The sequence below is a fragment of the Mesorhizobium sp. M5C.F.Ca.IN.020.32.2.1 genome (assembly GCF_004023105.1).
In the GTDB taxonomy this organism is placed as follows: Bacteria; Pseudomonadota; Alphaproteobacteria; order Rhizobiales; family Rhizobiaceae; genus Mesorhizobium; species Mesorhizobium wenxiniae.
Genome location: NZ_RZSX01001557.1, coordinates 1 through 630, shown reverse-complemented (window position 1 = coordinate 630; position 630 = coordinate 1). Strand labels below are relative to the sequence as shown.

Genomic DNA, 630 nt, shown 5'->3' with positions numbered 1-630 from the left:
TCGTCGAGCAGGCCCTTGCCGATGCCGAGCCCTTGCGCCGATTTGCAGACGGCGAGCTCGGAAATATAGCACACCCACGAGAAGTCGGTGATGCCGCGGGCGAGGCCAATCAGCGGCTTGCCAGGCGTATCGAGCCGCGCCGCCAACACCAGATCGGCATTGGCAAGCATCGCCTTCAGACGGGCGTCGTCATCGATAGGCCGAGTGACGCCGAGGCCGGATTCCACCAGCACGCGGCGGAACTCGGCTGCGTCGAGGCTCGGTTCGCTGGCGTAGAGAACTTTGGGACGTGTTGTCATGCCGGCCAAGGTGCACCATAGGGCGGCGGTTTTGAAGCGGTCTGTGCTCCAGGACCAAGGTCAGCCGAAAACAGCCGCCTTTTATTTGCCCGCAGCTTTGTGTAAACCGGGCGCCAACACATCCCCGCAGAGAAAAGAAGACGGGCAAAAACCATGGAAAAATTCACCAAGCTCACCGGTGTTGCCGCGCCGATGCCGATCGTCAATGTCGACACCGACATGATTATTCCCAAGGATTATCTCAAGACGATCAAGCGCACCGGGCTCGGCAGCGGACTGTTTGCCGAAATGCGCTACAAGGACGACGGTTCGGAAAACCCCGACTTCTGTC

Annotated in this window: 1 protein-coding gene and 1 pseudogene; one reads left to right on the top strand and one right to left on the bottom strand. The window is 60.0% G+C overall.

What is annotated here, in order from left to right; translation table 11 throughout:
* On the bottom strand, window positions 1-299 hold a 299-nt coding region (locus EOA86_RS37425; protein ID WP_164892443.1), incomplete at its 3' end, for a GNAT family N-acetyltransferase.
* 153 nt (window positions 300-452) lie between these two features.
* Between EOA86_RS37425 and EOA86_RS37420 the strand changes: the two are divergent.
* A pseudogene (locus tag EOA86_RS37420) lies at window positions 453-630 on the top strand (3-isopropylmalate dehydratase small subunit); the annotation flags it as partial.